Origin of the sequence: Paenibacillus sp. OK076, from assembly GCF_900110055.1 — a bacterium.
In the GTDB taxonomy this organism is placed as follows: domain Bacteria; phylum Bacillota; class Bacilli; order Paenibacillales; family Paenibacillaceae; genus Paenibacillus.
Window position 1 is genome coordinate 123,003 of sequence record NZ_FOCH01000001.1, and the last position, 22,579, is coordinate 145,581.

A 22,579-nucleotide genomic window follows, 5' to 3' on the forward strand; every position below is an offset into this window, starting at 1 on the left:
TTAAAAGTTAGAATGGAGTTGTTATAGAAAGTGTGGAGTCAAATCGCTGAATGGTCTTTACTTTCAAGGTTAAGTGGTCTAAGTAGTATAATTATTTTTATCGGTGCTTTATATACATTTTTACGAAAAAATCAATTCATAACGACACTAACATCTTCCAAGATAGAACAGTTATTTTTTTCGAAAGAAAAGAAAATGATTCTCAAGACTATATATTTTTTGTCCCAGTTAATCCTAGGCTTTGTTTTAAGTGTAATCTTAACAACTGTATATTATTTTATTGAAGTAAGTGAATATTTCATCCAATATGTTTCTATTATAGGTGCTTTCTCTTATCTACTAATCTTGTATATCTCTCTTAGGGAAAACAGCTATTTCGATAAAAATCTTTCTAGAGTACAGAATATTATATTGTGGAAATTCATGTTGTTAGTTCAAACTTTATGTATGTTTTCACTATTTCCAATTTCAGTTGCTCAATCAATATTATCAGGAAAGGTAAGCTTTTCACCTACTCCAAGCGATGAATTCATATTAACGATAGTTGCTGTTACCATAGTATTAGGTCTATCTACTTTAGTTTTTATGATTATTATAAAATTCAGTAACAAGAAAATTAATGAAAAATTTAGTGAATATGATTATGACTGTTTTTATATCACAGATAAGCATGATACAAGCTTAAAGTGGTTTGTTTATCATCTTATTGATAAAGAAAACTTTCTGTTAGGTAATTCAAAGATTAAAGAAGAAGCAGCCATTTATAGAGTTGAAGAGCGAAAAAATGTTTTAACAGAGAAAATTCATATATTGAGAGTAAAGAAAAATTCTAATGAATAACGTATAGGCGGTGCATCATGATTATCTACAGCAGTAACGCATTAGCTTTCCGAGAATCAGTTGATAACAACCAAATTACAGTTCAGATTGAAGAAGCATTTATTAAAGGTATGGGAAAAAGACCTAATCAAGGGGAAGTACGAGCTTGGAACAACTCTATGCAGTTTATGGAGAAAATTATCCGTAATTCGAAGGTAGCAGATGACTGCGGGATATTAATTGAGTACAACATTCCTTCTACAAGTAAACGAATAGATTTTATCATTGCAGGTCAGGATGAACAAAAGAATGATAACTTTGTGATCGTTGAGTTAAAACAATGGGATGCAGTAGAAGCTATGGATCGCGAGGATGTCGTAAGGGCCTTTATTGGAGGTAGAACAAGAGAGACACCGCATCCTTCATATCAAGCATGGTCATACAAACAGTATTTGAGTGATATGAATGAGGCCGTATATTCCAAAGATATTAACGGATACTCATGTGCATATCTACATAACTACAGGACAGTACACCCGGACCCCCTTCAATATAATCAATATCAGGATATCATCCGTGAAGCTCCTTTGTTTCTAGCCGATGATGCTTCTAAACTTCAAAATTTTCTAAAAAGGCATGTAGGTGAAGGAAATGGAGTTAATTTACTTTATTTAATTGAGAATGGTAGGATTCGTCCTTCTAAGAAACTAATTGATCATATCGATGGATTATTTCAAGGGAACTCTGATTTTGTTTTACTTGATGAGCAGAAGGTTGCATACGAGGCCATTATGAGTCTTGCCAAGCAAACAGATGTAAAACGCACAATCATTGTGCAAGGTGGGCCTGGAACAGGTAAATCAGTGATATCTATGAATGCCCTTGGTGGATTACTTAAAAATAAGTTGAATGTTAAATTCATTGCCCCGAATGCTTCATTCCGGACGGTTATGGTAGAGACCTTGACTCAGCGACAAGCTAGAAACAAAACTAGGACAAAGGTGTTATTTACGGGATCAAGTCAATTTTACAAAGAGCCAGCTGATATGTATGACGTACTAGTTGTGGATGAGGCGCATCGCTTAAAAGGCAAAGGAGCATATCAATATCTTGGAGAAAATCAGATAGAAGATATCATAAAGGCATCTAAAGTGAATGTGTTTTTCATAGATGATTTTCAACGTATTCGTCCTGAAGATATAGGTTCTATAGACGAGATTAAACGTTTAGCTGCCCTATATGATTCGGAAGTGCATGAATATTCACTAGCAGCACAGTTCCGTTGTTCTGGAGCAGAAGGATTTTTGAATTGGGTTGATGATGCTTTACAGATTCGTCCCACCGCTAATTTCGATGGTTGGGATCAAGATTCTTTTGAATTCAAATTAGTAGACACGCCTAACGAAGTATACGATCTAATCAAAAGTAAAAACGATCAGGGATATAAGGCGAGGATGTTAGCAGGTTTTGCTTGGAATTGGACAGCTGATAAAGAAGGTAATCGCAATGGGGAAATTCCGGATGTCATTATTGAAGAACATCGTTTTGCTATGCCTTGGAATGCTCGTTCAATATCAAGTACTTGGGCTATCCATGAGAGTGGTATTGATCAGATTGGATGTGTTCATACGTCTCAAGGTCTTGAATTTGATTATGTAGGCGTAATTATAGGGAATGATCTAAAATATGATTCGAATAAAATGGAACTTTATTCAGATTATGATGAGTACAAAGATAGAATGGGAAAACGAGGGCTTAAATTTAAGAATGAGGAACTAACAAAACTTATCAAAAATATTTATAAAATCTTGATGTCTCGGGGGATGAAAGGTTGTTATGTGTATTGTAGGGATCAAGAATTGATGAATTATTTATGCAGCAGAGCAAATTTAAGATGATATGCACCAGGGACTATGCAAAGTAGAGAGAAACCCTATCCTTCCATAAATAGAAGGATAGGGTTTTCCGTTTTCACATCAATATTCCTTTTATAACATTTTTGGCGGTTCGTATATGTTCTGAATTAGAGTTTCTTAGTAGTTGTACAATTCCCTTGATTTGCTTCTCATCTTCAGTTACTTCAAACTCTTCCTCTACATACGCAAATAATTGAATTAAGTTCACTTCCAGTGACTCAGCGATCTTAGCCAGATTCACCAAAGAAACATTCTTTTCTCCACGTTCAATCTGTCCTATGTATGAAAAATGAAATCCACCTTTTTCTCCGAGGGATTCCTGTGAATACCCTCTTTCTTTGCGTAGTGCGCGAATTCTGGCTCCGACCAGCTTCAGAACTTCTCTGTCCTCGTTCATGGTATTCACCTCTCTATGTTCAAAAGTGTAGACAAGTTTTCTCAAGGTAAACACCAAACGAAGAATACAAATAATTTATTTGATTACTATAAGTATCATTTTATTGTATAATACTGGTATTAACTCTTTGGAGGGATGACAATGGCAAGAAATTGGTCCATAATCGAAGCACATTGTAATCACCAAGTAGATTTTACTCCACGTTCGCAAGACCATGATATCTCCACACAACCTAGATCCAAACATACTCCTGCTTACCACATGCTACATACTACAATATCGGACTATCACCAACATGCTATATATCACCTCAAACTTGCAGCAATCATGCGTAATCACAATCAGTTTAAAGCCTGCCTGATTCTATGTGATTGGGCTCTAACCTCCATGATTAAGGCGCTTTATATCCATGAGTATCATTCAGTTCATCCACCCAAGGAACTCACCATGAACGTAATCTTGCCTTTGGTGCATACGGACACTGAACCCGGATTGGATATTGCCTTGTTTATCGGCACGATGCAACATATGTCATCCCTAGCAGATTACCCACATGACCAGCCACTAGAACTGAACAACATCGGAAAGCTCTTTCTAAGAACAGAAGAGATATTGGACGAGTTATCCGTCCGATTGATGAATGATTCAACACAGTTCCCCTAATACTAACCAGCTAAACCGGATGAATGAGTACATTGAACCGAAACATAGGGAACAATCTTATTTCTGTAGCCATCAAATTTTTCAATATTGATATATTTATTGAAATAGGAAAAAAGTAATAAAAGGATGGATTTTTATTTAAAAAAAGATGTAGAGAAGTATAAGATTCATTTTATAAAGGAAGGGACGGTAATAATGTAAAATTAGATCTTATGAAGATATGCCTATACTCAGTTGGTACTATGTGGACATATACATTGGAACTATATATCATTGGAATCTGGTAACCGATGATTAATCTTAAATTTCGGAATTAATTATGATTCAAAAAGGAGAATATATCATGGTTAGAGCTAAATTATTTTATAGACTTTTCATTTTTCAATTCGATCTTTTTCAAGAATACTCTATTGATATGGAGAATCTAATTAGGGCACAATCAACCTCACAACTCGAAAGAATGCAGAAGTTAGCAGAAGAATACAGTCTGGAGGAGCAAGATGAATTTTGGGAGTACAATATGGATCGTGTGAATCAATTGACTGTTGATTATCCTAATTTACTTCGATCATCGATACTCACATCTGTTATTACAGAGCTTGAGGATACTATTGTAAAGATTCATAAGGATCTTCAAGATAATTCAAATTTAGAAATCGTATCAATTGGTAACAAGCAATTAAGTGGTTCCACAATTGAGAGGGCTTTGCAAAGCATTCATCAGGTGATCCCTCTTAGTGAATTGTACGAATCAAGCAACTGGAAAGACTTACAATTACTATTAGCAATACGTAATAGGGTTGTACACAGTCGTGGAGTAGTTCATCCAGTTGATTATAAGGAGTTATTTGATAAGTTAAAGTATTTTGAGAAAATTGATACTCGAACATTTAGATTAGATACTTATCATCAACTCCTTTTTCTTGAAAATTCATCAGATTTCATTATAAATACATGTAAGCTTCTACTTGATAGTGTTGTTAAAATAATTTTGGTATATACGGAAGCCAAAAGAAATCTATAGTTTTTTTAAGATAGGTTTACTCGTATATAATAATTTGCTAGGCAATTAAAGTTTTAATGAGATTCGAGATGAAGTCACTACAAAGGATATTTTCTTAAAAACTTCTTAATTTTAAGGAGTTTTTTTATTTTCCTTATTTTAAGTTTTATACTAAATAGTTTGAAATAAAAACGAGGATACAATCGAAGGAATTAAATTTGAATCATTTTACATAGCAGGGTGAAAAAAACAGTGGGATATGAGCAACTAAAGGTACTTATCGGTGTTTAATACAAAGTTTCTACAGTATGTTATACTACATCATGAATTGAAAGTTGTATAACAGCTGAAAGGTGTTTTAGATGAATATAGATGCTGAAAATATTCGAAGTGCCAAGCGGCAAAAAAACGAAAGAGAAGGAGTCCACAGTTGGCATCCTTACTATGCGGGTTACTCAGAGGTCTTCGTAGAAGACATGTTGAGTTATTTAGGGGTTAATAGTGAATCTGTTGTATTAGACCCATGGATGGGGAGTGGAACTACTGCATTAGTATGCCAAAAAAGGGGGATACAATGTTTAGGTAATGAAATTAATCCAGTCATGGTTTTGTTTTCTAAAGCTAAATCAGCAAAATTACTTGAATATAATCTGTTAGAATATGCTGAAATTATTATAGATAATGTTGATTTCAATGATTTATTTAGTGTCAATGTTATTAATAACGCTTTTATTGAAGAGAAATATAATCTACAGTTACAGTCCATTCGAACGGCTATAGATATTTGTTTGGGAAGTGGAGGTTATCCAGATTATTTGATAGCTTTCTTTTACACTGTTCTTTTCCGCTGTATTCGTTCAATAGGATCATTTAATAATGGTAGTAATCCTACATGGCTTACAAAGAATATTCTTATTCCCTCAATTGACGAGATCAATGTTATTAATTTATTCAGAGAAGTAGCATTTTCTATGAATGAAGATTTAAAAAGAACTTTCAATAACCTCTTGATTAAGAGCATACCTATTCCAAAGATAGTGGAGGGAGACAGTAAGGATTTAAGTTATGATAGTAATTCCGTTGACTATATTATCACTTCGCCACCATATCTAACAAGAATTGACTATGCTGTATCAACAAAACCTGAATTGTTATTTTTGGGATATGAAGAGAACTCTGGGTTTGACACGCTTAGGCGGAGGACTATGGGAGCACCAGTGATTAGCGATAAAGGATTAGAGGTTGATCCTTTGTGGGGAGATATCTGTAAAACATTCTTAACTAAAGTTGAAAATCATGATACCAAGGCGGCAAAGTCCTATTATTTACCTATCTACTTACAGTATTTTAGAGATGCACTTAAATCAATAAAAGAAATTATAAGAGTCCTACGATCAGGGGGGCAAGCCTGTCTTGTAGTGCAGTCTTCTTATTTTAAGGACGTTGAAGGAAAATTAGGCGAAATGTACGTCGAAATGGGTGAAAACTTAGGTCTCGAAGCTTTCATTGTTAAACGTGAAGTGATTAAAAATCATATAGCCCATGTGAATTCAAAATCATCAGTGTACGTTAAAAATAAAGTATATTATGAAGATGCAGTAGTTTATAGAAAGGTGTGATTTCAGTTAATGGACTATAGTAATCATAGAGAACAAGTAGCAAAAGTAGCAGGTGTTATAGAACGACAAGGAGAGATAGAGGTTACGCTAATTAAGGCTTTCGAGGCTAACCTTATATATAAAGAAGTTCCTTTTATAAATTTTGGAAACATTACAGCGGCAGAACTGGCTGAGGTCTTCATTAATTTTCCGATTTTAGTGAAACCATTGATTACTGTTGTGAATGTTGCGGGTAGAGCAATTGTACGAGACTTAGGAATAAATATTGACACATACAAAGGGAGGCTCACAGTATCTAGTGCATCTATTTTAGCTGGATATATTATGCCTATGTTACCTAATGAGCTTGCAATTCCTGCAATATGTGAACTGGATCGTTGGTTCTTTGTAGATAAGGAGATAAGAAAAAATAAAGGTAACTGGGAAAAGACAGTACTAGATGCGATCAATATTAATTCAAGAGTTAGTTTTATTAAGAGAAAATTCACCTATGAAGAGAAAGAATACGAGTTAGATGCTGCTACACCTATAACTGGTACATTTTCTGTAGGGATTGATATTAAAAGAATAGAGTCGAAAAGGGATATTCATAAAAGAGCAGACGAAATAATCAATAAAGCTGTTAAATTTAAAAAAGTATATCCAAATACAAAGTTCTACGCTTTTATATATTTCCCTTTTCCTACAGAACATTTAAGCGTACAACAAAGATTAGATGATTCTAATATAGATGGGATATATTTCGCTAATGAAGCTTATTCTAGTATTGAACAGCAGGCTATGTTTATACTAGGTGACGCTGAAATATTATTAGATAAATCAGATGTAGAAGAGGAACTATAGTATTAATTTTCAAATATATGTTAAAAATACTAATACAAATTCCCTTGTTAAAAGATTTTAAAATTGTGCGAAAAGGTGAATTGAGGTACACACAAATAAAGTGTATCGGTAAAAAACAGGAGCCGTAATCCTATCAGGATTACATGCTTATTCTTGCGACGATTTATTTCCTATCAGCTACGTATTTGACTAATGATGAAACTTATTTTCTCCTCATCAGAAAATAAGTTTTTTTTCTTTCCTGCTTCTAATCATTACAAAATCAACCCATCCCTCCCCATAGCAAATGGTATAATGGCAAAAAGGGAGATTCTGGAGCGAGGCTCGAAGGCTCTCACAGCAGAAAGGATGTTATACCACATGCCTACATACAACAAATTGGTGCGGGACAAGATTCCGCATATTATCACATCCAGCGGTAAGGAATGCCGCACACGTATTCTGAACCCTGAGGAATATAAGCAAGAATTAAGAACAAAGCTGCAAGAAGAATCGGATGAGTACATGAGTGCAGGAAGCGATCAGGAAGCGCTGGAAGAACTGGCCGACATGCTCGAAGTGATCCGGGCGCTGGCGGAGGTGCATGGAGCGAATGCGGCGCAGTTGGATAAGCTACGGGCGGACAAGGCTGAGGCACGCGGTGGATTCCAGGAGAGAGTGTATCTGATCGATGTCGACGAAGCTTAACGTTAAACTCATTACAGATTACTTGGCAGACGAACTGATTGCCCGGATGCAGCATGCATCCGGGATTTATATTATGACGTCCTTTATTATGCAATCCGGGGTGAAACTGCTGGCTCCGCATTTGAAACGGGCAGCAGAACGTGGAGCCGAGGTGCGGATGCTCGCGGGAGACTATCTGTATATCACGCAGCCGGAGGGCTTACGGGCGCTCTGTGAGGTCGATCCACGAATTGAAGCGCGGCTGTGGCGAAGTATGGGGACTTCTTTTCACCCGAAAGCGTATCTGTTCGATCATGACAACGGCGAAGGACTACTGATCGTCGGCTCTTCGAACTTTTCCTTCACAGCACTGAAGACGGGGTATGAATGGAATCTGGCGATGAATGCGGAGGCGGAGCCGTATACGTTCCAGATGGCTTTGGACAAGTTCATGCAGAGCTTCTACCACGAGACAACCCTGCCGGTGAACCCGGATTCGATTGAACTGTATGAGGAAGAGTACCGCAAATATCACCAGAAGAACCCGGAGATGATCCAGCGCATCACGGAGATGGAAGAAGCGGAATTTGGCACAGGTCTGCCAGAGGACAAAGAGGAAGAAACCGCCGAGCTGTCGCTGGTGCCGATTCAACCGCGCTTTGCACAGTTGGATGCCCTCGAAGCACTTCATGGCACGATGGAGGAGCAGTACGACAAGGCGATGGTCGTTATGGCGACCGGGCTTGGCAAAACGTATCTGGCGGGTTTCTTCGCGCAGCGGTTCAGGAGGGTGTTGTTTGTGGCGCATCGGGAAGAGATTCTGTTTCAGGCGAAGAGGTCTTTTCAACGGATCATGCCGGAGCGCAGTCATGGCATCTATAATGGACAGCACAAGGATGGGGCGGCGGATTGTGTGTATGCTTCGATCTTTACGCTAAGTATGCAGAAGCACCGGGATGGGTTTGCGGTAGATGCATTTGATCTGATCGTGGTGGACGAATTCCATCATGCGGCGGCGAAGACGTATATGTCGGTGATTGAGCATTTTCAGCCGAAGTTCTTGCTAGGCATTACGGCGACCCCGGATCGACTGGATGGCAAGGATGTGTATGCGCTCTGTGATGGGAATGTGGCGTACCAGATGCATTTTATTGAAGCGATCCGGCGAGGTTGGCTGGCTCCATTTCAATATTACGGGGTATTCGACGATACGGATTATTCGCAGATTCGTTGGATCGGGACAAAGTATGATGAGGAACAGCTCATGACCGTTCAGTTGCAAGAGGAGCATGTAGAGACGATCTATGCGGCCTGGGTCCGGCACAAGCAGACGAGAACGATTGGCTTTTGCTCGTCGATCCGGCAGGCGGATTATTTGGCTGCGTATTTCCGCAGTCAGGGCGTGAAGGTACTCAGTCTGCATTCGCGTACATCGGAGATGTCGCGGGAGGAAGCGATTCGGCAGCTTGATGCGGGTGAGCTGGAGGTTGTGCTGACGGTGGATCTGTTCAACGAAGGTACGGATATTCCACGTGTGGATACGCTATTGTTCGTGCGTCCAACCGAGTCGCTCACGGTGTTCACACAGCAGGTGGGGCGAGGTCTGCGGCTGGCGGAGGGCAAATCGCATTGTGTCATCATCGACCTGATTGGAAACTACCGGAATGCGGATGTGAAGCTGAGCCTTCTGGACATACACGGAGACGAGGAACGAAGCGGAAAAACGATGGATTCGGCTGTGCCTGAGGTTCCGGCTAACTGTGGGATTCATCTGGAGACCCGGGTAGTGAACCTGCTTCAGGAGCTAAGCCGCAAACGGCTACCGCGCCGCGAGAAGCTGCATCAGGATTTTCTGAGTGTGAAGCGAGAACTGGGGGGTATTCCGACGTATCTGGAGCTGCACCTGATGGGGCGTTCGAAGAGTATCGGGTATCGGAGCGAATTCGGTTCCTATGTTGGATTTCTGTATTGGGCGGAGTTGCTTTCCCCGACCGAGGGAGAGATGTACGTCCGGCATGAGGCGTGGCTACGCGATGTAGAGAAGACGATCATGAACAAAAGCTACAAGATGATCGTGCTACTGTACATGCTGGAGCGAGGCGAAGCGCATTGGATGGACCCGATCACGCCGGGGGAGATGGCTGGATTTTTCCATACGTATCTGACGGAGAAGGAATACCGGAAACGGAAAGACTTTTCAGACAAGGACAAGCTGGCGCTCTGGGAATGGAACGAGAGGACGGCAACACGGATTGAGAAACTGATTATTGAAATGCCGATGTCGATGTGGAGCGGGGCGAAGGGCAGCATGACGCGATTCGAGGATGGCCTGTTCTCGCTGAATGTGCAGGTGCAGGATGCGGAGGAACGGGCGTTGCTGTATCGCTGGACGAAGGAGATTTGTCTGTATCGGTTGCATGTGTATTTTGAGCGGGGGAACCCTAGTTAAACGAAAAACCAGACTACACACCGTTTTATGGTATGTAGTCTGGTTTCTATTTTCCATTTCTTGTTTTCCATAACGTATAGATACACAGGGCAACAAGTAAAAACGCAGGGATAATAACGGGTTGAACTGAATTACCTATCGGCATGGAGCTAGCAAGTGAAACCACGTAACTAATTAGTGCAAACCCAATGAATAATGCTGCATTGAAGATGAGAAAATGTTTTAAAGGTTTTTTCTGGAATTGATACATTACAAAAATGAATGCAATCACGAATAGAATGAGGAACGCAGATTCTGAGATGGTTGTCCATCTTCCGGTTTGGCTTATGGAATTAACATCATCTTGGGTTAAGATACCTTCAGATAGCCATTGTTGAGAGTGACTTAATCGGGTATTCTCTAAAAATAGATAGATACTGTAACTTATAAGCATTAGGACAGCGTATATAAGTAAAAAGAGTGTGGGTAGCTTTTCACTTTTTGTTTTCATGTATGATCACCTCTTTACTTAATAAAACTGACATCTCTATCTAAGGCTGTAATACGGAAGGATATGCGTTCATAGTATCCGTATGAGTTCCAAATTCGAGATTGACTCCTAATGGAAGATCTCCTGAACTGGTACGAAAGGACGTTGCGAAATACGGCAAGGGAGACATTTACTGCCCTGAGTCTACTTTTGAAACCATACTAATACTAGGAAACGGGTCTCAAAGGTCTTACCCACCCTCCACATAAACCATAATAGCTTGATGCAAAAACCTCAAAAATCCCTCATCGCCAAACTGATCAAAATAACCCGCATAGCGACGATCCGTCGTATAGGCTTCTGCAATACACCTCAGAATCTCTGTATCACAGACCATAAACTGCTCCAGGCAACTCTTCCATTCTCCCACTAACGCTTGTACCTCATCAGATACAGGAGATAGATCCTGATGTTTCACCAACTCCCGAAATACCTGCTCCATGTTGACCGAGAACTGCTGGTAAGCTTGTTCTTGCTCTTCCGCAGACAGTTGGTTCACATTAGCTTCGAATTCCTGATATTTCTCGGTGTCTCCATATACAAACTTCGCCTCAGATTCATATTGCCCTCGAATGGACAGAATGGATGAGTCGTCAAACAGATTAAGATGAGAGATATCCGTCCCATCCACATACTCGTCCAACTGGCCGATGATGGTTTCGAGTTTTTGTTTGCGTTGAACGAGTGTACTGCGGTGCTCTCTTAGGATATCTTTCTGTTTTTCTTTGGAGAGTTGCATCATGGCTGCAATGTCTTTCAGTGGGAAATTCATTTCTTTGAACAATAGAATCATTTGCAGATTCCCCAGTGCCTCTTGATCGTAATACCGATAGCCATTGTCCTCGACTTTGCTCGGTTTTAGGAGATCCGTTTTATCGTAATAATGTAATGCGCGTTTGGTGATGCCTGTTATTTGAATGATATCTTTAACGGTGAAATAGGGTGTCTTCATTCCAAAAGTCCTTTGTTTCCGCAAGGATGTCACTTGCCGGAGTGATGGTTGCTTCGGTGATCGGTGTACCTGTTTTATTCAAATAATATTGGATTAAGTGATAACCGCAGGCATAGCCAGCCGCATAGGGCATACCAACGGGCGTGAAGTTTTGCATGATGGCAAGTTCATCGCCGTATAGATACGGATTAATCTGGTCAAAACCTGTGACATGCAGCTGGTCTTTCATTTTCGGCTTGATTACGGTATTCAATGTCTCCATATCCGTTTTGGATACCCAGGGTCCTAGTAAGTCTTCTCCATACAACGATGTCGCAAAGTTCTCTGCCAACCCCTCACTAACAACCATTTCTCCAAGCGTAATCTGTGGATTCCACTGGATAAATTGATATCTCACATTATGATTGCATTCATGAGCTAACACGGATTGAATACGAGGTAAAGTATACGCACCCGGAATCAGGTTCGCAATAATATAACCAGGAATGCCGCCATCTCCGCTGATACCTTCGTTCATGGTGAGTGATGGACTGTTCTTATCGCCTAATAAAATCGTATATAGATATTCGGAGACAGACAGCTCAATCCCATGATCTGTAAAGGTAGATAGACTCGTACGAACGGCTTCATGACACTGTTGCCAAAATGCTTCAGACGAAATCGCTGCTAGCGATTCGTTAATCTCAGGTGTGATATCTGCGGGTGCGATATTCATAAAGTTATTCATCATGATCACATCGAAGCCGTGAGGCTCATGAGAGCGAAACGGGATATGTTGTATGTTCCATTTGTTCATGAAAGGACCCATCATTCGCTCGCGGTATAACTCCAATTTCTCATCGGGTGCAGCCTGAATGATCTCTTCATAGATTTGATCTGAGCGCAAAGCGGTAATTTTCATCCTTAATCTCTCCTTTAGGTGAACTTGAGATCATTATCAAGTATGACCTGACGTAACAGTCAAGGAGAAATCGCTAAATAGTTTATTTACTAATTGTTACAATTTTGGTTCAATTCCTTTGAACTTTGAGACAGAACTGAAACCCCCACCAAAGATCCTTATTATATAATGCTTTTAAATTGGAAAAACACCCCACGAGGGGGTGTTCCGCTTTTACCAAATTAAAAGTTGGTCGAGTATGACAATCCAAATGTTGAAATGTTATAACTCTTTCCGTGTACGGTGCCTGATCCATTACGAATAGCTGTTCTACGGGCAATTGGATCTGAGCCGCTAACTCCTTTCAAGACAGAATACAATCGTTCTTTATCGGGATAACGACCTGTCTCTCCCATATCTCTCCATGCTTTTTCGAGAGATTTAATTTCGGAAATGATTGAGCTTTCTCCGGAAAGACTCCAGGACTGAACGGAATGATCGAATAAGAAGGCAAGCCCCTGCGTGCTAATAATGCCGAATTTGCCAGCGAAGGTGACAGCGCGATCAAAATAACTTTCGGCATATTTACGTTGAAGTGCCTGGTTCGCAGACTTTGCCCCCATGGACTCAAACAGTGTCTTCCATTCGGATACCACATTACCGCCGCTTGTTGAGATACTGGCGCCCCAATCAATTTGTTGTGATTTCGTTTTGTTGTTGACCACATCTTTCAGGGTCGCGGCTTTGGAAGTACCGAATACGGCTTTGAACTCGGTTTCGTTGTTCTGAATGTACTCTTTTAGTAAAGGTTGCAGGGTCCCTTGACCAAAGTTGTACTGGATAATGCCGAACGAAATTCCTTGTCCATCAAAATTACCTGAAACGGTGGAATAACCATCGTTTCCTTCAAAAAATCCGGTATTTCTCAACAATTTGTCTTTCAAGCTGTCTGTAAGTGCCATATAACTTCATCTCCTTATGTTTGGGAATACTCATAAGGCGAACGAAGTCGACTTTAAAACAACCTGAAATGAGGAAAAAGGTTATGAAAAAATATATGATCCCTTTCTTGCTCCTGTTGCTTGTCGGTTCAGGGAGTACGGTTTGGTTGTACTTAACCAGCTCATCCGCGAGTGAGGCGACTGAAACAGTCTCCACCGAGACGGAACTCCCGCATACCGAATTATCCACTTTACCTGATATCGTTGAAATCAAAAGTGAGGGGGAATCTGTAAAATTATCCCTTAACGACATTCCTCAGTATAAGAATTATTTATTGAATGAAGGGGATATTCAAACGGAGATTGCGCGCACTCAATTTACTTCATTGGATGTACCTTCTTCTAATATGTATGTGATGCTAAAATATGGGTGTGGGTCCAAGGAGTGTTCCACCATTCTAGTCCAAACCGATGGGAATAAAAGCGAAGGTCTAACCATGCCTGTGGGCATATTTCAGGATTATAAAGTTTCTTCAGATCATAAAAAGGTGTTAATTCGTTACGCTTATGACGAAGGTAGTCTGGTCAAAAGACAAATTCTTGTTGCCGTAGATCTCGAAAAATTAAAAATCATTCCGTATACATCAGCTGCTCTTGAAGAGCCATTTATGTTGAAGCCAACTTGGCCCATCATCTCATATGATTGGATAAATAATAACCAATTCAACATTGAAACGGCAGCGTTGGAAACAAGCGAGTATTCAGCATTAAAAAACTGGTTTTCTTCCGAAAATCGCAAAACCAGGAAGGTCACGATTGGGCTGGATGTGAACAAACGCCTCAATGAATATCCAAAAGCAATGTAAAACGAAGTAAAGCTGGGAGATTAGTCTCCCAGCTTTCTATTTAATTACGTGGCTCCTGACGGTTATCGCAATACACCAAGAGATCCAACAGCTGTTTTTGTATCGTCCAGAACCCCGCGATCATTAATGCCTACAGTATTATCTGAAGTTCGTGTAATCACTACATCTACACCTGCGTTGGTTAGATATGTGTAATCACCTCTATGAATTATTTGATCGGTGCCAATCTATTTCATAAAGCGTGATGGACTTATCTAAAAACAACCTAATATGGAGTATATGATGAAAAAAATACTTATCTTTTTGTTTTCTCTGTCGTTAATCTCCAAAGATAAGGATTATTCACCCTGAAAGTGATAATGAGACATCAGCCTAATTGTGCTGGTGTCTTATTTTTTATATCTCAGGGTCATGAGGATAATCATCTGAGGGATGGATTTTTAATTATTTTGTACGATATGGGAAAAAATATAGTATAATAAAGAGAACAAATGTTCTTATTTATGGTTGTTTTTTCTTCTGCCAAAGACGCCTTCTTAAATATAAAAAGTGAAGGAGGCGGAGTCATATGAGTTCCTTAGAGAAGATTTGTCATTACCCAACACATTCGGTGACTGCACAGTTTGAGGAGTACAAGCATCAGAATCCCGCGTTATTCCATAATCGGGTTGTTCTAAACTTTTTCGAACAGGAGAAGCACCAGAAGTTATTGTTGGAGTCCTTGAGAGGGGAGGCTGGTAAGGAAGAAGAGTTAAATGAGGCGTTTCGCAAATATTTCTTTCAATTTCGATTTATCACTTATGTCACATCATCGCTCAAATTCATGAGTATCGATCAGATGCGGCGTAATCAGCGTTATGCTACCCGAAATGTATTGATCTATGACAGGCCATCCTCGGACGAGTCCAGTATGTGTATTGGTGAGACGATGAGTGCCTATCAAACTTCAGTGGATAATGTACAGCCGGATAAACAATCTACTAATTTCCAGGAAGGCTTTGCGGATGAGCATGTGGAATCGGCATTTGATAGTTTAACGGATAAGCAGAAGCATGTCACTACACTATATTATGGACAGGGTTACCACGATCATGAAATTGCGAGCAGACTTCAGGTTAGCCAGCAGGCGATAGCGAAGACAAGAAATGCAGCTCTGAAAAAAATGAAAACCGTGTTGGTTAGAGAGGAGTAAGTAATGGACAATAGCGCATTTGCGACTTTTATAGGTGGAATCAGTCAGGTCGGTTTTCCCATCATGATTACATTATATTTATTTACCCGATTTGAGAAGAAGCTGGATCAACTCTCAGTGAATATTAATACCCTTATAGAGGTAATTAAAGCGGTGATTAAAGATGAATCAAAACAACGTTGAATTTTATGATGCAGTGCAGAAGGCACAGAGTGGGGATCGGGAGAGCATGCTTCAAATTATTAGTGCATTTCAACCTATCATTCAGCGGATGAGATATCAGGTGAGACCTCAAGAGCGTGACGATCTGTCACAGACCATTGTTGAAGGATTGATCATTAAGATCATGAATTATGAGTTGGAGCATGTACCTACATACTCGGAGTTCTGCAAACAACTGTTTGATGCCGAATGAAAAACGAGGGATTATATTTTAAAAAAACTAAATCTGAACCCTGTCCATATTTCATGGTGTCTTTAGTTCACTGTGAAATATTCACAGGGTAATTTGTCAATAAAATAAGAATCTAAAGTGGCTTCATCAAAGCGATATTGATATCGTTTCTGCTAGGCATAATGAAAGGGGATATGGAGTCTTGAACAAATGGGTACATTGACATTTTCAATAGAGAAAGTTATCTTAAACTATATAGTTAAGTTATTAACTAAATGGAGAGGAACAGACCGTATGGACCAATTACAAGAAGAAAACTTGCCCTCAATTGACTCTAAACAAGATGCGCTGCAGGAATACTTGCTTCATCTGCCACTGCCGAATACAGCTTTTTTCATAATGGTTGAGGCTACTGCCAACCTGGTAGCTGTATCGGAAAAATACTGGCAGTCGAAGGGGCTGAATGGAGCAAGAATCCGTGTGCTTGTGGAGATTGCCAAAGATGGGGGAACGATGCTACCTTCAGTGCTTGCCGAAAAAATTGGTGTCACCAAGGCTAATATCAGCTTACTGCTAACACCACTGGAGCGTGATGGTTATATCGCGAGAGCTGAACATGCCCGAGATGGTCGCAAGACGGTGATTTCCATTACCGATGCTGGACGGACATTATTGAGTGGGCATCTTCCGGGAAATCGTGAAGCTGTAGCAAGACAGATGGACAAATTGGATGAACAAGAGCAGCATCAGTTGATCATTTTGTTACAGAAGCTGAACATGTCTTAATACAGTTTAAAACGGTGATAAGATCAGAAGATTCTAGAGCGGGTTGTGTGGAAATGGATATGATTGGTCCAGCGAGGAATATGTTAAAGTCCAGCTGATCATTCTGTCCATTTAGTTAATAACTTAACTACTTGATTATAATTTCATTTAAAGGAGGGGAAAATAGGATGTCTATTATGATTACTGGAGCGACAGGACAATTAGGCAATCTGATTATCGCAAATCTGCTTGATAAAATTCCGGCTACAAAAATTATTGCAGGTGTCCGTAATTTGAGTATGTCCTCAACCTTAGAAGCATTAAAGGATCAGGGTGGAGAGGTTCGCTTCATGGACTATGATAGTCCGGAAACATGCCAGAAAGCTTTTAACGGTGTGAATAAATTGCTGCTGATCTCTAGCTCACATACCGATGATACGGTGCGGCTAACTCAACATACTAGTGTAATTCATGCAGCGAAGAAAGCAGGAGTTGAACATATCTTCTATACCAGCTTTGCTTTTCCTCAGACGGGTCTTAAAATTCCAGTAAGCGTTCATAGACTTACCGAGCAGGTCATATTTGATTCAGGTATGAAGTATACGATTTTGCGCAACGGGCTGTACATTGATTTTGTGGATGTACTTGGATTAAATGAGGCGATACAAAGTGGTGTACTGACAACTCGTCCCGGAAATTGGCGGTTCAATGCTGTAACACGTAGCGATCTTGCACAGGCAATTGCGAACGTACTCGCAGGCAAAGGATATGAGCAGCAAATCTATGAGCTGGCCGCGCCAAAAACTTGGACCTTTGCTGATCTGGCTGAGGTGCTTACAGCGTTTGCAGGCAAGACCGTTATTCACAGCGAGGATGTGTCAGTGCAGCACTGGATCTACCCTTTTTTAAGTAGTATAGATACGGTATCTACATCGAAGGACCTTGAGCAATGGATGGGTCATCCGGTAACTTCGTTGAAGGATAGCATCGCACCCTTTCTGAAATAAGCGAACGCCAATTGGAGCGAAGTTAAGCCTATGATTGTAAAATAAAATCAATTTAAAAAACGCTTGCAAACTTGCAATTCTACCCTACCTTTTACCAAACGAAGCTGAGATAATGGGAGAGTAAACGGGAATGAATTGTTCCCCGTATTGTTTATCATCTACGTCAAAAAATAAATGCTGCATATCCATAGGAGGATTATCAATGAACACTCAACCACTGGAACTGATCCAATCCACTTCAGGCCAAGCGCTGCTTGCCCAAATGTACGGTCAGCAACAACTAGAAGAACAGACAGCACGTTACACCAAGCTCAATGAATCATTCGAACAGTATTTTGGCGTACAAGTGGGCAGCAAATTGTTCAGTGCGGCTGGACGCAGCGAAATTGGCGGCAACCACACGGATCATAACCACGGCAAGGTGCTGGCGGGCAGTATTACGCTGGATACGATAGCGGTGGCTGCGCCAACGACGGATTCGGTAATTACCTTTTATTCAGAAGGCTATGAACAGAAATATGTAATCGATCTCACAGATTTGGCACCGAAGGCTGAGGACGACGGCACTACAGCTTTGATTCGTGGTATGGCTGCGGGATTTGAGAAGTTCGGATACAAAGTGGGCGGCTTCCAGGCGTACATCTCCAGTAACGTGTTCTCGGCGTCCGGGCTGAGCTCGTCGGCATCGTTCGAGATGCTGATTTGTACGATTCTGAATCATTTCTATAATGAGGGCACATTAGATGTGGTCGTCATGTCCAAGATTGGTCAGTATGCGGAGAACAACTATTGGAATAAACCATCCGGTCTGCTGGATCAGATGGCTTGTGCCTATGGAGGGCTAATTGCGATTGATTTTGAAAATCCGGCCGAGCCTGCAATTGAGCCTGTACAATGGGATTTCCAACAAAATGGTTACTCCTTGGTCATTGTAAACACAGGTGGGAATCACGCGGATCTGACGGAGGATTACGCTGCTGTACCATATGAGATGAGAGCGGTTGCTAAAGCGCTGGGCAGCGAATATGTCCGGGAAATTACGGCTGAGGCGATCTACGCCAATCTCAAGCAGGTACGTGAAGCTGCAGGGGATCGCGCGGTACTGCGTGCGCTGCATTTCTTGGAGGAAAACAATCGAGTGGACGGTCAGGTACAGGCCTTGCGGGAAGGTAGTTTTGCTGATTTCTTGAATCTGATTACGGCATCCGGGAACTCTTCCTGGAAATGGCTCCAGAATGTATATCAGAGCGGCTCGGTGAAGGAACAGGAGATTGGTATCGCATTGGCGTTAACTGAAAACTATCTGCAAAAGCTGGGTGATGGCGCTTGCCGTATACACGGCGGTGGATTTGCAGGGGTCATTCTGACGATTCTTCCCAACGAAAAGGTTGAGGAGTATATGTCCTGGATGCACGGTATGCTGAATACGCCAATTATTGTGGTTAATGTGCGTGCGCAGGGTGCTGTGTGCTTGAATGAATTGATCAAAAACGTGGGCTAATGTAATCGTTGTATCACACTGTGATGTTTAACCCGACTGAATTGTATTAAACGGTACATTATGGCGGTTCTCCAACTTGACGCTGGTCATGGAAGAGGATCGCTTTTTGCTGTGCATCACACGAGGGAAGACAGCTTGATCCGGACTTGTTCTGAAAGAATGGCCTGTTCTTAGAACTTCAGATCAGGAGTTGGTGAAGATGATTGTGGAACCTGAGCAATCTTAAGTTCATTTCTCTATAAAATTCCAAACTTTGGTCACGTTTCCGTGTTAAATTAGGTAAAGGAGGGGATGCAGAATGACGACAACCACACTGGCTGAGCAGGAAGAGGCGTGTTTGTATGACGAGTTAAGACATGCGCTGGAAGAAGTGGAGGAAGGAAAGCAACGGCATAAAATGTTGAAGCATATGATCAGGCAACTCAAGTTTGCCAAATGGCGGAAAGAACGATTTCAATGGTTTAATCAATACTTCCAGAATGTAAGGCCAGTAACACTTTGGATCATGTTAGCCACTGGGGCGCTTATGCCAGTTATGTTGTTCAGCATTTTTATATGGGTATCCTTGTGGGTGGAATGAATCATGATTGATTAGGGTAAATACCTTTGAATGAATAGCATGTTAAAGTGAGGGCAGTGGCATATCTAGAAATTATGTGGACAGTTACTGCCTACTAACTTTATTAGGATAAAGCTAGATTTATTTCCTCACGTATACACGCAAAAGTGTGAGCTTATTACTGGTAACAACTGCCTAAGTACTTGAATGTACCTACTGTCTACTACCCAAAAGGATAAAGACTTTGTACTCATTTTTCAGTTGTAATGTACACGTCACGCCGAAGATGCACTATAATGATTCTACTTCTTTTGGAAAAAGAGGATGGAATCTAGTGAAGTGGTTCCTTATTACATAATTAAAGAGCCGAGTATATCTACAAGGCTCTCAGATAAAAAAATCGTATATGTTTGTTTGAGTTAAGTAGAATTCATTTATTGAAGAGGCTTGATTTCATCTGGCACTGAACCCGTCTTGACTTCATAGGTATCATAATCGACCATAGTGAATATTTCCTGATCTTTGTTTCCTTTCACATATCCAGTTAAAGAAACGGTATGGGATAAATCAGCGGGAATAAACTTATGGTCTGTGAATTCAACATCAATTCCATACTTTTCTTTAAAATAGGCTTGGCTTGCTACCTGAGCTTTTTGAATAATCTCTTTTTTCTCGTTTGACATACATCCTCCTAAAGTGAATGATATGGCGCAGATCATTAATATAAAAAGTAATCCTGATTTTTTCAAGTAATCACCTCATATTCCTAATGTTGTCGTTTGATAATGTGCATTATACAACTTCCGTTAACTAGAAGAAAGGGTGAATAGGATGGATAAATACATGACTGACGAATTATATTTAAAAATATCTGAGCTTGCATATACGGATGTTCCTGCAGGTCGTAGTGATATTTTGGACAAGGATGAGTACAAGGATTGGAGAACGGTTGAACCAAAGGGTGCAAGTCTGCATAGTGCGTATTCAGGATTTGATGCTATAGTTCTTGAGAATCCCAAAACAAATCAAGTTATCATCGGTTATAGAGGTACTGAACCTGAAGGTATTATTGGAAAAGCAGCTGATATTGAGACAGATGCCTTCGATGTCGTAGGTGGCAGAACCAGAAGGCTTGAAGATGCGATAACCGATCCAGAACGTCATAATATATTTAAAAATAGTCCCTTCAAACTTATGAAGGATAAATTGGATTGGGAAAATAATCAGTTCCACCAAGCTGAGGAATTGTATGAGGCGGTGAAGGTGGCGTACCCTGATTCAGACATTTCATTGACGGGTCATTCCCTGGGTGGCGGTTTGGCTCAATATGTAGCTGCTCGTCAGGATGTGTCTGGGATGACGTATAGTGCTCCTAGTGTAACGAATCTGCTGGATGATGTCAGTTTGGCCAAGGTGAATGAGGGTCATTTTGATAACAAAATGGTTAACGTGGTTCATCCCAATGATTCTGTAGGGGCTGGGGGAATAAGTGAATATGACAGGCACGTAGGAAGTACCGTGTATAAGGGTCAGGACTTTGACACCGCTAATGCGATGTATCAGAATTGGAAATTTCAGTTTCAGTTAAAGGTTCCTTTTCAGCCTCTAGGTGCAGGCTCACCGATGTTAGTTCATGACGTAAGAGTAGGTGTGGATCTGGACAAGCTTCATGTTGGTGATATTATGAGATTTTTTGATTCATTCTCGAAGGACGAAGGCAAGGGTTATCATTCCATGGATCAATATGAGTTTGATGAGAATGGGAATCTAAAAGGACCGCTAATAGACCGGAGCACAGGTGAAACCATTGATATTTCTCCAAGATGGACAGCACATCAGGAAGCATTAGCCACGTTCTCCAATTTGATGTCAGGCATTGTTCCTCCGTTGATTGCAGCGGCTACAGGAATGGTTAGTGGAAAAGGCGGGGGCAAGATTCAATTAACACCGGAAGAGTTAGCGCAGGCTGCTCGGGAGATGAGGCTGAGTTTAAGTGACTTCTCGAATGATGCCCAGGCTTCAATTCAGATGTTTCAGACACATATATCTACCAGCGAAAGTCAGTCCTTTACTCCCATCGCCTATAACGCAACAGCAACGCTGCAAGCGATCAATCGTTGGTATCAGGAATCCATCAGCGAAATAGCGGAATATATTGAGCGTAAACGAGAGGATTTTGTAATCGCAGACCAACACTAATTTAGTTTACATAGAAGGACTAACGGGAGGAAGTGAGAAATGGGCAGAATATCCGTATCCTTGTCTGATTTAAGAAGGGCTGTTCAGCAATGTGAGCAGTTGCAGCAACGGCTCATGCAGCAGGAACAGAAAATGCGCTCCATTCATGGCCGATTGCAGCAGGACTGGATCGGTACATCCGCAACAGAACTGTCACACAGAATGCAGTCATTTATGGATGGGGCATCTGCAAAGCTGAATGAACTCGAAGCTCATAAAGAAGAACTGATGCGATTTATTCGTAAAATGGAGGAAGCGGACAGAGAAGATCGCAGGGATCGCAGCAGGGTACAGTAACACCTCTTTACAAGAAAATAGTTAGATAGGAATGGACCTTCCCATCTAACTATTATGGTTTTTTTCTATATAGAGCAGCGTCA

At 40.7% G+C, this 22,579-nt stretch carries 24 protein-coding genes; 18 read left to right on the top strand and 6 right to left on the bottom strand.

Annotated features, from left to right (window positions below; translation table 11 throughout):
* The first annotated feature begins 30 nt into the window (after positions 1 to 30).
* Positions 31 to 840 (top strand): hypothetical protein, encoded by an 810-nt coding sequence (locus BMY78_RS00520; RefSeq protein ID WP_090893612.1) that lies wholly within the window; start codon positions 31 to 33, stop codon positions 838 to 840.
* A gap of 17 nt (positions 841 to 857) precedes the next feature.
* On the top strand, positions 858 to 2,717 hold the full coding sequence (locus tag BMY78_RS00525; RefSeq protein WP_090893614.1) for a DUF2075 domain-containing protein: 1,860 nt from the start codon (positions 858 to 860) through the stop codon (positions 2,715 to 2,717).
* Positions 2,718 to 2,790: 73 nt separating this feature from the next.
* On the opposite strand, the gene BMY78_RS00530 is transcribed toward BMY78_RS00525, so the two are convergent.
* Complete coding sequence (locus BMY78_RS00530) at positions 2,791 to 3,132, bottom strand: helix-turn-helix domain-containing protein (protein ID WP_090893617.1); 342 nt, start codon at positions 3,130 to 3,132, stop codon at positions 2,791 to 2,793.
* A gap of 141 nt (positions 3,133 to 3,273) precedes the next feature.
* Here BMY78_RS00530 and BMY78_RS00535 point away from each other — a divergent pair, with 141 nt between their 5' ends.
* From BMY78_RS00535 to BMY78_RS00560, 6 genes are all read left to right on the top strand, one after another.
* Positions 3,274 to 3,795, top strand: coding sequence for a hypothetical protein (locus BMY78_RS00535; protein ID WP_090893619.1), 522 nt, complete (start codon positions 3,274 to 3,276; stop codon positions 3,793 to 3,795).
* 343 nt (positions 3,796 to 4,138) lie between these two features.
* Positions 4,139 to 4,819, top strand: coding sequence for a hypothetical protein (locus tag BMY78_RS00540; RefSeq protein ID WP_090893622.1), 681 nt, complete (start codon positions 4,139 to 4,141; stop codon positions 4,817 to 4,819).
* 341 nt (positions 4,820 to 5,160) lie between these two features.
* The gene (locus BMY78_RS00545) at positions 5,161 to 6,417 is read left to right on the top strand and encodes a DNA methyltransferase (protein WP_090893624.1); all 1,257 of its coding nucleotides are present in this window, start codon (positions 5,161 to 5,163) and stop codon (positions 6,415 to 6,417) included.
* Between the two features lie 9 nt (positions 6,418 to 6,426).
* On the top strand, positions 6,427 to 7,260 hold the full coding sequence (locus BMY78_RS00550; protein WP_090893626.1) for a hypothetical protein: 834 nt from the start codon (positions 6,427 to 6,429) through the stop codon (positions 7,258 to 7,260).
* A 360-nt stretch (positions 7,261 to 7,620) separates the two neighbouring features.
* Positions 7,621 to 7,947: a nucleoside triphosphate pyrophosphohydrolase gene (locus BMY78_RS00555; protein WP_090893628.1), complete on the top strand. Its 327-nt coding sequence runs from the start codon at positions 7,621 to 7,623 to the stop codon at positions 7,945 to 7,947.
* Positions 7,931 to 10,375, top strand: a complete 2,445-nt coding sequence (locus BMY78_RS00560; protein WP_090893630.1) for a DEAD/DEAH box helicase family protein — start codon at positions 7,931 to 7,933, stop codon at positions 10,373 to 10,375. The genes BMY78_RS00555 and BMY78_RS00560 overlap by 17 nt, the downstream gene beginning before the upstream one ends.
* A 46-nt stretch (positions 10,376 to 10,421) precedes the next feature.
* On the opposite strand, the gene BMY78_RS00565 is transcribed toward BMY78_RS00560, so the two are convergent.
* The 4 genes from BMY78_RS00565 to BMY78_RS00580 form a co-directional block, all read right to left on the bottom strand.
* The gene (locus tag BMY78_RS00565; RefSeq protein ID WP_090893633.1) at positions 10,422 to 10,865 is read right to left on the bottom strand and encodes a hypothetical protein; all 444 of its coding nucleotides are present in this window, start codon (positions 10,863 to 10,865) and stop codon (positions 10,422 to 10,424) included.
* 229 nt (positions 10,866 to 11,094) lie between these two features.
* On the bottom strand, positions 11,095 to 11,856 hold the full coding sequence (locus BMY78_RS00570; RefSeq protein WP_090893636.1) for a MerR family transcriptional regulator: 762 nt from the start codon (positions 11,854 to 11,856) through the stop codon (positions 11,095 to 11,097).
* A complete protein-coding gene (locus BMY78_RS00575; protein ID WP_090893638.1) occupies positions 11,831 to 12,757 on the bottom strand; it encodes a DUF2268 domain-containing putative Zn-dependent protease in 927 nt (308 codons plus the stop codon). Before BMY78_RS00575 ends, BMY78_RS00570 begins: the two co-directional genes overlap by 26 nt.
* Positions 12,758 to 12,978: 221 nt before the next feature.
* A complete protein-coding gene (locus BMY78_RS00580; RefSeq protein ID WP_090893640.1) occupies positions 12,979 to 13,698 on the bottom strand; it encodes a hypothetical protein in 720 nt (239 codons plus the stop codon).
* Positions 13,699 to 13,781: 83 nt separating this feature from the next.
* On the opposite strand from BMY78_RS00580, the gene BMY78_RS00585 reads away from it, so the two are divergent.
* The 8 genes from BMY78_RS00585 to BMY78_RS00620 all read left to right on the top strand — a co-directional run bounded on the left by BMY78_RS00585 (position 13,782) and on the right by BMY78_RS00620 (position 19,982).
* Positions 13,782 to 14,543 carry a hypothetical protein gene (locus tag BMY78_RS00585; RefSeq protein WP_090893642.1) on the top strand — a complete coding sequence of 254 codons (762 nt, stop codon included), beginning with the start codon at positions 13,782 to 13,784 and terminating at the stop codon, positions 14,541 to 14,543.
* A gap of 568 nt (positions 14,544 to 15,111) precedes the next feature.
* On the top strand, positions 15,112 to 15,735 hold the full coding sequence (locus BMY78_RS00590; protein WP_090893644.1) for a sigma-70 family RNA polymerase sigma factor: 624 nt from the start codon (positions 15,112 to 15,114) through the stop codon (positions 15,733 to 15,735).
* Positions 15,736 to 15,738: 3 nt separating this feature from the next.
* Positions 15,739 to 15,918, top strand: a complete 180-nt coding sequence (locus BMY78_RS00595) for a YvrJ family protein (protein WP_090893646.1) — start codon at positions 15,739 to 15,741, stop codon at positions 15,916 to 15,918.
* Positions 15,899 to 16,150, top strand: a complete 252-nt coding sequence (locus BMY78_RS00600; protein WP_090893648.1) for a helix-turn-helix domain-containing protein — start codon at positions 15,899 to 15,901, stop codon at positions 16,148 to 16,150. The genes BMY78_RS00595 and BMY78_RS00600 overlap by 20 nt, the downstream gene beginning before the upstream one ends.
* Before the next feature lie 273 nt (positions 16,151 to 16,423).
* Positions 16,424 to 16,915: a MarR family winged helix-turn-helix transcriptional regulator gene (locus tag BMY78_RS00605; protein ID WP_090893651.1), complete on the top strand. Its 492-nt coding sequence runs from the start codon at positions 16,424 to 16,426 to the stop codon at positions 16,913 to 16,915.
* Positions 16,916 to 17,082: 167 nt separating this feature from the next.
* Positions 17,083 to 17,901, top strand: coding sequence for an NmrA family NAD(P)-binding protein (locus BMY78_RS00610; RefSeq protein ID WP_090893653.1), 819 nt, complete (start codon positions 17,083 to 17,085; stop codon positions 17,899 to 17,901).
* Positions 17,902 to 18,103: 202 nt separating this feature from the next.
* Complete coding sequence (locus BMY78_RS00615; RefSeq protein WP_090893656.1) at positions 18,104 to 19,402, top strand: galactokinase; 1,299 nt, start codon at positions 18,104 to 18,106, stop codon at positions 19,400 to 19,402.
* 298 nt (positions 19,403 to 19,700) lie between these two features.
* Positions 19,701 to 19,982: a hypothetical protein gene (locus BMY78_RS00620; protein ID WP_090893658.1), complete on the top strand. Its 282-nt coding sequence runs from the start codon at positions 19,701 to 19,703 to the stop codon at positions 19,980 to 19,982.
* Between the two features lie 413 nt (positions 19,983 to 20,395).
* Here BMY78_RS00620 and BMY78_RS00625 read toward each other — a convergent pair whose 3' ends face one another.
* Complete coding sequence (locus tag BMY78_RS00625) at positions 20,396 to 20,644, bottom strand: hypothetical protein (RefSeq protein ID WP_090807756.1); 249 nt, start codon at positions 20,642 to 20,644, stop codon at positions 20,396 to 20,398.
* 160 nt (positions 20,645 to 20,804) lie between these two features.
* Here BMY78_RS00625 and BMY78_RS00630 point away from each other — a divergent pair, with 160 nt between their 5' ends.
* Together BMY78_RS00630 and BMY78_RS00635 are read left to right on the top strand one after the other, a co-directional pair.
* A complete protein-coding gene (locus BMY78_RS00630) occupies positions 20,805 to 22,160 on the top strand; it encodes a lipase family protein (protein ID WP_177185619.1) in 1,356 nt (451 codons plus the stop codon).
* Between the two features lie 39 nt (positions 22,161 to 22,199).
* A complete protein-coding gene (locus BMY78_RS00635) occupies positions 22,200 to 22,496 on the top strand; it encodes a WXG100 family type VII secretion target (protein WP_090893663.1) in 297 nt (98 codons plus the stop codon).
* The last annotated feature ends 83 nt before the right edge of the window (positions 22,497 to 22,579 follow it).